The 8,898-nt window shown below is 59.5% G+C and carries 6 protein-coding genes; 4 read left to right on the top strand and 2 right to left on the bottom strand.

Annotated features, from left to right (window positions below; translation table 11 throughout):
- The first annotated feature begins 434 nt into the window (after positions 1-434).
- From NZK35_RS08260 to NZK35_RS08245, 4 genes are read left to right on the top strand one after another with little or no spacing between them, the layout of a single operon-like run.
- Complete coding sequence (locus NZK35_RS08260; RefSeq protein WP_259632059.1) at positions 435-962, top strand: sigma-70 family RNA polymerase sigma factor; 528 nt, start codon at positions 435-437, stop codon at positions 960-962.
- Entirely contained in the window at positions 955-1,662 is a 708-nt protein-coding gene (locus NZK35_RS08255) for a hypothetical protein (RefSeq protein ID WP_259632058.1), read from the top strand. The genes NZK35_RS08260 and NZK35_RS08255 overlap by 8 nt, the downstream gene beginning before the upstream one ends.
- A complete protein-coding gene (locus tag NZK35_RS08250; protein ID WP_259632057.1) occupies positions 1,659-3,167 on the top strand; it encodes a hypothetical protein in 1,509 nt (502 codons plus the stop codon). The genes NZK35_RS08255 and NZK35_RS08250 overlap by 4 nt, the downstream gene beginning before the upstream one ends.
- Positions 3,164-4,669, top strand: coding sequence for a DUF1559 domain-containing protein (locus NZK35_RS08245; protein ID WP_259632056.1), 1,506 nt, complete (start codon positions 3,164-3,166; stop codon positions 4,667-4,669). The genes NZK35_RS08250 and NZK35_RS08245 overlap by 4 nt, the downstream gene beginning before the upstream one ends.
- A 158-nt stretch (positions 4,670-4,827) precedes the next feature.
- Here NZK35_RS08245 and NZK35_RS08240 read toward each other — a convergent pair whose 3' ends face one another.
- Together NZK35_RS08240 and NZK35_RS08235 are read right to left on the bottom strand one after the other, a co-directional pair.
- Positions 4,828-6,879 (bottom strand): S46 family peptidase, encoded by a 2,052-nt coding sequence (locus tag NZK35_RS08240; protein WP_407699777.1) that lies wholly within the window; start codon positions 6,877-6,879, stop codon positions 4,828-4,830.
- A gap of 455 nt (positions 6,880-7,334) precedes the next feature.
- Positions 7,335-8,627, bottom strand: a complete 1,293-nt coding sequence (locus NZK35_RS08235; protein ID WP_259632055.1) for a Gfo/Idh/MocA family protein — start codon at positions 8,625-8,627, stop codon at positions 7,335-7,337.
- Positions 8,628-8,898 lie beyond the last annotated feature (271 nt).

The following is an 8,898-nucleotide window of genomic DNA, read 5'->3' as shown; positions in this document are numbered from 1 at the left end:
TTTCGTCAACTTTCTGGCAGCGGACAGCACCGCGTCTGACTTAGCAACGAGCGAGATCGAAGCGTCGGAGACAATTTTGGTGCACCTTCTAAACCAGGATGGCAACGCAGGCGTACTCTCCGGCTAGCCAACCCGTCGATGGCTAGGGTCGGTTGCAGTTGGTGGGTAGCACCATTCATCCATTTCGATTCTCTCCCTCTGGGAGAGACGGCGTTTGCGCAGCAAGCAAACGCCAGAGAGGGCCGGCGGCTTGCGAAAGTCTTGACGGCTTCCGCTACGATCAACTCCGCCACTTAGACAGTCGACGTCCCCCAGGGAGGATGGCTCTCAAAACCTCGCATCAATCTTTCGAAAACCCTGAGACAATCAGCTCCCGGTAACATCCTTGTCACAGTTGCGGCGCCCGAGAGCGTCAAAATTCAACGCCGAACGTGATGTCGATGCCCCCCAACGAGCTTGCCGAAACGTGGAACCGTTGGTCGTCGCGATTATTGTTGATCGCCCGCGCGATCGGCGAGCCGGCTGAGGATGCGGTGCAGGAGGCTTTTCTTCAGCTCGCTCGCCAATCGCCAGCACCGGATGATCCCTTTGCATGGCTCGTCACCGTGACGCGAAACCAGATCCTGCAGTGGCGACGCAGCGGAGAGCGCCGGCGTCGTCGCGAGCAGACGACGCAAGGTCGTGTTTGGTTTGACGACGCACACCGCCAGATCGAAACCCAACTCGATGCCGAGCGTGTGACCGACGCGTTGGTGACGCTGGAGTCCCAGACGCGACAAGTCATCGTGATGCATTTGTGGGGTGAAATGAGTTTCGACAAGATCGCCGATGTCATGGGCTGTTCACGATCGACGGCCCATCGTGTCTTCCAATCAGGCATCCGCACGATGCGGCAACAGTTCAAACCCGCTCCAGACGCTCGCCCCGGAGTCTCCGTCCAAGGATCCATCAGCGATGAATGAAACAAACGATCCACTCGATGACGCATTCGCCGAGCAACTCAAAGCATTGGTTCCGGCTTCGATGCCCGGCGGACCGCAATCCGACGACCAACCCGCTCTGGTGAGCATGCTTTACCGAGCGGGGTATCAGGCCGGTTGTGAGCGACATGCCCATCGCATGGCGGCATCACGTCGCACCACCACCTGGTTCTCGATCGTGGCAGCCAGTCTGTTGACGGCCGTGTTGACCATGCCGGTCGCCTACCGGGTCGGACAACGTTCCCTGGGGACGGACTCCGGTGCGAGGGGCTCCGGTGCGAGGGGCTCCGGTGTGATTGCCGGCGGTGAAGGAGTGGATCAACAGGGCACGGTCGATTCCGTCGCACCGAGCCCCGTTGAAGCACAACGTCTCGATGAACCGGCAGGCGATCCGGGCGAGCCACCGCCACCGAGCGTCCCTGAGATTGATTCAGAAAACACGCCGGCGTCGTTTGCCATGACGCCACTCGATTTCAAACAGCTCGCGCGGCTGTGGCAACCCGATTGGAAACTGCGCGAGCCGTCGACCGACACACTGACCGCGTTTCATGGGGCGTCGTTTGAGGATCTTCCGCGTTCCGACTGGACCGTCGCTCACGACGATCCGATGATTCCGCGCGAAACGCTGTCGGCCGGCGATCTTGCTGATTTCACCCTTGGACTTGAGGTCAATCAACGATGAATGTTTATCCCGGCAAACCTGTCGTGATCCTTTGCTGCTTCGCGGCGGTTGTCTCGATACAGGTCAGCCATGGACAGGTGATGCTGTCGCCGACCGTTGAACCAAACGCATCGGTGGCGCAGCCGGCCAAGCCATCGACCCCGTTGGTGCTTCACGCCCGGCAACAGAGCGACCCACCGCTTCGCTATCGGTTGTGGCCGGCGCCCGAGCGACGTCGCCCGCGCGGAGCGATGGTGGCGGTCAACCGGTCCATGCTGTTGGTCGCACAGGTTTCGGCGAAACAAAAGCGTGACTTTTTGGATCGCTACGACGCGTGGACCGACATGCCCATCGACGAGCTTCCGATCGAAGAGGCCAAGGCGAGCTACTTGCCGTTTGAAACCGCGATCGGCGTCTTGCGGACGGGCGAGAATTGGATGGATTTGAAGTACGATCTGGGGTTGGAAGACATGTCGTTCTCCGAAAAGTTAGGGACGCTGCTTCCCGAACTCCAAGAATCGCGAGATCTGGCGCGTCTGCTGTGCATGCGTGCCCGCGTCGCCGCGGCCGAACAACGCTGGGCGGATGCAGTCGACGACTTGCGTTTGGGATTCCGACTCTCCGAAATCACCGCCCACAGCACCAACACGCTGCTCAGTCGCTTGATCGGGATTGCGATCTCCGAATCGTTGCTCGAGACGATCGAGTCGATGATCCAACAGCCGGACTGTCCCAATCTTTACTGGGCGCTGGCGGGGTTGCCTGTCGACCGTCTCTTTGAAATGCGTGACGCGATCGAATACGAATCGACGGTGGCCTACCACGCCGGCATCCTGGCCGGACTGGACGAGTTGCCCGACGAAATCATCGGCGAAGCAAGGGCGTTGATTCGACTCAAGGAATTGTCCGATGTGATTGCGACGATGTACGACTCGGTCAACTCGTCGGCTGAAACGACTTTGCTGCGTCAATTGTCGACCGGCGTGCTGATCACGATGATGGTTCAGCCGTCTCGTCAGCTGTTGCTTGAAAACGACGACTGGAAAGAACGCGTCGACGAACTCTCCGACGCCGAAGCCGTCTTGCGAGCGAGCGATTTCGAACTGTCTCGGATTCGCGAACGATGGTTGGCTTGGTCGTTGTTGCCCAATGAATTGTGGGATGTCAGCAAGGCCGAGCGTGACGCGGCGATGAAGGTTTCAACGGACACCGTCACGCTCGGGGGGCAAATGGCTCGCGTCATGTTGCCCTCGTTCCAAACGGCGACATCGAGTGGATTGGACGTCAAACAGCAGCATCATCGGTTGCTGACATTGGAGGCGTTGCGGATGCACGCCGCTGAAACCGGGGCGTTGCCCGAGGCGATCGACAATCTCACTCCCGTGCCGGCCTGGTCGGACCCGATCTCGCGCAAATCGTTCGTCTATCTGCGACAGACACCCACCGAAGCCACCTTGTCGCGTGCCGCAGGGCGACGCGACAAGAAGAACCTTACACTCACGATTAAATTGCAGGTGACCAAATGATTCCTTCCAGACAGCCCAAGTCGGCACGACGAATCGTTGCGTTGTTGATCGTCTTCAGCGCCGGTTTGATCTCCGTCGCCGACGGGCAAGAACTCCGCCAGGGTCCACCCAATGGGGTCCTGATCAATGACCTGGCGGCAAGCCATCCGGTGTCGGCGTACATCGATGCATCGACTCTGTTGGTCGCGGAGATCGACTGGGAAAACCTGGATGTCGACGCGCTGTTTGCCTCGGTCCAAAAACTGACGGGGGATCGGCCGTCCGACGCGGCGATGGTGAAAGATCTGATCGGGAAACTCAAGGCCGGTAAAGCCGGACGCATCTATGTCTTGGCGGGGCTGCAAACCCTGACAGACCGCGCGCCGCTGATTGTCATTCCGACGCCGGACGCAGCCACCCTGTTCGCTTCATTGAAAGACCTGTTCGGCGACAACGTCCGAATCGCACCGTCGGGATCTGCCTTGCTGTTCGGCACGCCCGATCAACTCAAACGCGTTGAATCGTTGAACCCCGTCAGTCGCAGCGACATCCTGTCTCCGCTCCACGACGCGAACCGCCTCGATCATTCCGTGGTGATCGCGCTGCCCGATGCGTCACGCGATTTGCTGACCAAGTTGTGGCCCGCGAAGGAACCCGTTCGATTTCCCGTCAAGGTTTCACCGAGCCAGGCGGCCGCCGACATTCATCGTCTGGTCATCACCGTTCAAACGCCGCCGCAACCGATGGTCAGACTGTCGTTGGACACCGTCGATGCCGAAGCTGCCGACCGCGTCGCCGAAACCTTGACGGCAATCAAGCAACAGTTCGACCCGATGCTGGCCGACGTGACGTTGAACCGCGAGCCAAAACGGGTCATCGTTGAGATCGACGGTAAAACGATTGAGCTGGCTGAGACGATCGCATCCGCGATGCGTCAATCGGCAGCCCGGTCCGAGCGGATCGCCACCATGAAACAACTGGGTATCGCGTTTTACAATTACCACGATCGCGAAAAACATCTTCCGCCACGCTGTTTCGTCGCTGCCGATGGCAAACCCCTGCACAGCTGGCTGGTCGCGATTTTGCCCGACATGGACAACCTGGCGTTCTATCGAAGTATCCGGCTGGACCTGACTTGGGATGCCGACGAAAACGAAAGACTGCGAACAACCGTGCCGGCCGGGTTCGGCAGCCAGCACTTGCCCGTCGGACACACCATCATCCGGGCACCGGTGTTCCCCGGATCGCTCTGGCACGGGGACGGTCCGCCGAAACGATTGAAGGACATCACCGACCCGGCGGCCGACACGATCTTGTTGATCGAGGCACCCGACGACGCCTCCATTCACTGGGCCGATCCGACGCCGTGGGTGATTTCCGAAGACGATCCGATGGAAAATGTCTTCGGCAACCGCGACGATGCACGCGTGCTGCTTGCCGACGGCTCGGTGCTGTTGCTCAAACGGGCCGAGATGGACAACCAGAAACTGAAAGCGATGTTGACCATCGCGGCGGGGGATTGAGGTCCGTGACGTAATGCTTCCAGCTTGCGGTTGCTCACGGTGGAAGCTGACGCTTCCAGGGAGGCAAGCTGGAAGCTTACCCCACGTTGAAGCTGAAGCTTCATGAGAGGCAAGCTGGAAGCTTACCCCACTTTATGCAAGCTGGAAGCTTATAACAGCTACTGGCCGATGGAGTCGGCCAGTTGGTCGGCTCCGTAGATGTTGCGCAGGGCTTCGAGGATGCCGACACCGGAAACGCTGACCGCACGGGCTTGCTGGTCGGTGTAGAGGTAATCACTGGTCAGGCTTTGGATGTTGCCGTCAAAGATCAACCCGACCAGTTCACCCTTGCGGTTGACCACCGGCGAACCGCTGTTGCCGCCGATGATGTCCGCGGTGCAGACAAAGTTCAGTTGCGTGGAAAGGTCCAATTTGTCTTGGGCTTGATTCCAAGAGGGCGGCAAATCGAAATCCGTTTGACCTTGGTGTTGCGTTTCGTGCTCGAAGGCCCCGGCGAAGTCGGTTGCCGGTTCGATGCGTTCGCCGTCCTGCATGTAACCTTTGACTTGACCGTAGGCCAATCGCAGCGTGAACGTTGCGTCCGGGTATCCCGAAGCCCCCTGCAACTTACTGACCGCCGCGGTGATCTTGGCATAGGCTTGACGCTCCCGCTCATCGAGTTCTTCGTTGATCGTTCGAATTCGGCGATATTCGGGTTCCAGCTTGCGCGCCAGTTCGATCAACGCGTCGTCGGAGCGTTTGATGTCGTCGAGATTTCCGTCGAGATAGGTCTTGCGGACGCTGATGTCGTCCAGCTTGGTGCCCTCGATCAGTTCGGCCGCTCGTTCACGCGGTCCCTTGCCGTCCAAAACCACGGCGACCCATTCGTCGTCGCCGCCACGGCTTTCAACGAAACGGGCCAATTCATCGGCCAGTTTGACGCGTTCGAGGTCTCGGTAGATCGGTGCCGTGCTGAGCAGATCTTGGACCAGCGACTCACGCCCCGATTCGGTGAATTCCCGCAATCGCTCGCCGTTGGGTTTTTCATCTTCGGCGGCACGCAAGACCGACGTCAGTGCCAGATCAAACAATCGCGAACGGAACGTCACGGTCTGTCCCAGCATGTTTTTCTTTTCGGCTTGGACCGCCGCGATCTCGGCAAAGGCACTTTCGGTTCCGCTCAGCTCGGGATCCGATTGGGCCGCCGCCCGCAGTTTGGCTTCACGTGCCTGTTTGGTTGCGATGGTGCTCGGGTCTTGTAATCCGGCCAGCATCCCCGTGTAGGCTTTGCGGCCATTCTGGATACCGAACAACTCGTCCCGGGCGCGGCGCGTCGCTTCAGCCCCTTCCAAGCCGAATTGCTGCAGCATGATTTCCTTGCGGCGGAGGTAATCCAACACGTACGGCAGTCTGGAGTCACGCAAAAACTTGAGCGCATCGACGGTGAAGATCCGCTGCGTTCGTCCGGGGTTTCCGCTGACGAAGACCAAATCGCCTTCACTGACGCCGGAGTCGCTCCAGCGGAGGAAATGCTCCAGCTCGGCGGGCTTGCCGTCTTCGTAGACCCGCATGATGGTGGCATCGAGATTGTAGCGGGGGTATTCAAAATTATCGGCGTCGCCGCCGAAGAACGCGGCTGCCGTTTCCGGAGCCCAAACCAGTCTCACGTCGGTGTATTTCTTGTAGCGATACAAGTGATATTGCGCGCCGCCGAAGAGGGTCACCACGTCGCTGCGCAGACCGGTTTTGTCGGTCGACTCTTTTTCGATTTCCGCGATCACTGCCCGTCGCTGCGTCGCCGCATCGGCAACCGAAGCCTCCTTGGCGACCGCCGCATTGACGCGCTCGGTCACGTCTTCGATCGAGACCAACTGGTTCAGTTCCAGATCGGGAGCTTTGAGCTCCTGGTCCAGCGACTTGGCCAAGTAACCGTCATCGATCAGGTTGCGGTCTTGCGAACTGAGTTTGTGCAACGTGTCGCTGGCGACATGATGGTTGGTCAACACCAAACCATCGCTGGAGATAAATGATCCCGAGCCGCCGCTGTTGAATCGCACCGAGGACAAACGCAAGGCGTCGGCCCATGCTTGCGAAGGCTCAAAGTCGTAGTTCGATTTCAGCTGATCAACCGGCAGATCGTTGAACAAGTACATGCCTTCGTCACCGGAGGTTTCAAAGACTGGGCAAAGCAAGGTCATCGTCGCCAGAGCCAAGGTAGAAAGCTTTCGCATGATGGGTGGAGGTTAGAACGTGATGGAGGATACAACGAACGTGGGGTAAGCATCTTGCTTGCCTTCCCGGAAGCGTCAGCTTCCGAGTGTGCGATTGCGGTGGGGTAAGCATCTTGCTTGCCATCCCGGAAGCGTCAGCTTCCGGGCGTGCGATTGCAGTGGGGTAAGCATCTTGCTTGCCTTTCCGGAAGCGTCAGCTTCCGGGTGTGCGATTGCAGTGGGGTAAGCATCTTGCTTGCCTTTCCGGAAGCGTCAGCTTCCGGGTGTGCGATTGCAGTGGGGTAAGCATCTTGCTTGCCTTCTCGGAAGCGTCAGCTTCCGAGTGTGCAATTGCAGTGGGGTAAGCATCTTGCTTGCCACCCCGGAAGCGTCAGCTTCCGGGGGGGAACGCAAGCTGGAAGCTTACGCCACTTGTGGGGCATCGCAAGCTGGAAGCTTACGCCACCTTGGGATGCTTAGGCCACTTCCCAGCCGGTGCGGTACTGTTTTTGGATCAGGGCATCGGCCTCGGGGCAGTTGGTCGCTTTGAGATGTTTGCCGTCCCAATCGAGTGCCTTGCCGGTACGGAAGGCCACGTTGCCCAGCAACACCGACTCGGTCAACGCACCGGAGTAATCAAAGTTGCACGTCGTTTCGGCGCCCGTCTTGCAGGCGTGGATCCATTCTTGGTGATGCCCGATCGAATTGGGAATCGTCGGGGTCGGCGGCTCAAAGTTTTTGAAGCTGTCTTCGGGGTACAAACGGTAGTTGCCGTAGCTGGCAAACATCTTGCCTTCGCTACCGACAAACATCACACCACTACCGGGGACCTTTTCGCCGGCCACCGTCTTGGGGATGTGGTCGCCGTCATACCACGTCATCTTGACCGGGACCTGCGATCCGCGGGCGGGGAATTCATAGTGGACCGTCAATCCCAGCGGGCAGGTTTCCGGATGCACTTCGGGGCCTTCGGCTGCAACGCGGGTCGGGTGTCTCAGGTCCAGCGCCCAGAAGGGCAGGTCCATGTAGTGGCATCCCATGTCGCCGAGGGTTCCTTGTCCGAAGTCCCACCAACGCCGCCAGTTGGCCGGGTGATAGCGACCTTCCTTGTAGGGGCGTTCGGGCGCCGGGCCGAGCCACAGATCCCAATCCAGATGCTCCGGAACGGGATCGCCGGATTCGGGGCGTTCGCCACCGCCCCAGCCTTTACCCACCCAGACATGCACTTCGGCGACATCACCGATCGTTCCGGCGCGAATGATTTCGACGACGCGTCGATAGTTGTTGCCGGCGTGGATCTGCGTGCCCATCTGCGTGGCGACACCCATTTCCTGGGCGGCTTCGGCGATCAGCCGCGCTTCGTGAACGGTGTGGGTCAGCGGTTTCTCGCAGTAGCAATGCAGCCCGGCGCGAATGGCTCGGATCGCCGCCGGTGCATGGTTGTGGTCCGCCGTGGAGATCACGATCGCATCGGCGGTGTCGGCTGCTTCGGCGATCATTTCGCGATAGTCGCGATAGGTCTTGGCCGATGGGAATTGCGCCGCCGCTTTGGCCAGGTACTTGGAATCGATGTCGCACAATCCGACGATGTCTTCGCCCTTGACGCCATCGACGTTTGCGCCGGCACGGTTGGCCGTCCCGACGCAGAGAACCTTGAGCTTTTCATTGGGTGAAAGAGAATCGGCGGCACGGGTTTCACTCCACACCCCGGCGGTCAGTGCTGCGGTGGAGAGGACGGCGGAGTTCTTGAGGAATTGGCGACGTTGCATGGCGGGTTCGTTAAGGCGGGTGAAAGTTGGATGTCCGCGGAACATTCTAGCCAATCGAATGAAAACGAGTGTGAGTGGTCAGGCAAGTTTTGGTGCAGCGGTGTTCGCGGATCGGCGCGAGCGGTCTGTCGATTTTGTGAGCCGTGACGCGTCAGCGGCCGGGCACTGTGACGTTGCCCGAGGCCTGACGGCCAGCGGCTCACCATTGACTCAGCAGAACCCGACTAAATCGACAGCCCGCTCGGGGGCTGTCGCCCAATACCGCTAAGTT

It is taken from the genome of Stieleria sedimenti (genome assembly GCF_025060895.1).
Taxonomy (GTDB): Bacteria; Planctomycetota; Planctomycetia; order Pirellulales; family Pirellulaceae; genus Stieleria; species Stieleria sedimenti.
Note: the sequence above shows the minus strand (reverse complement) of the source record. Positions and strands in the feature narration are given on the sequence as shown.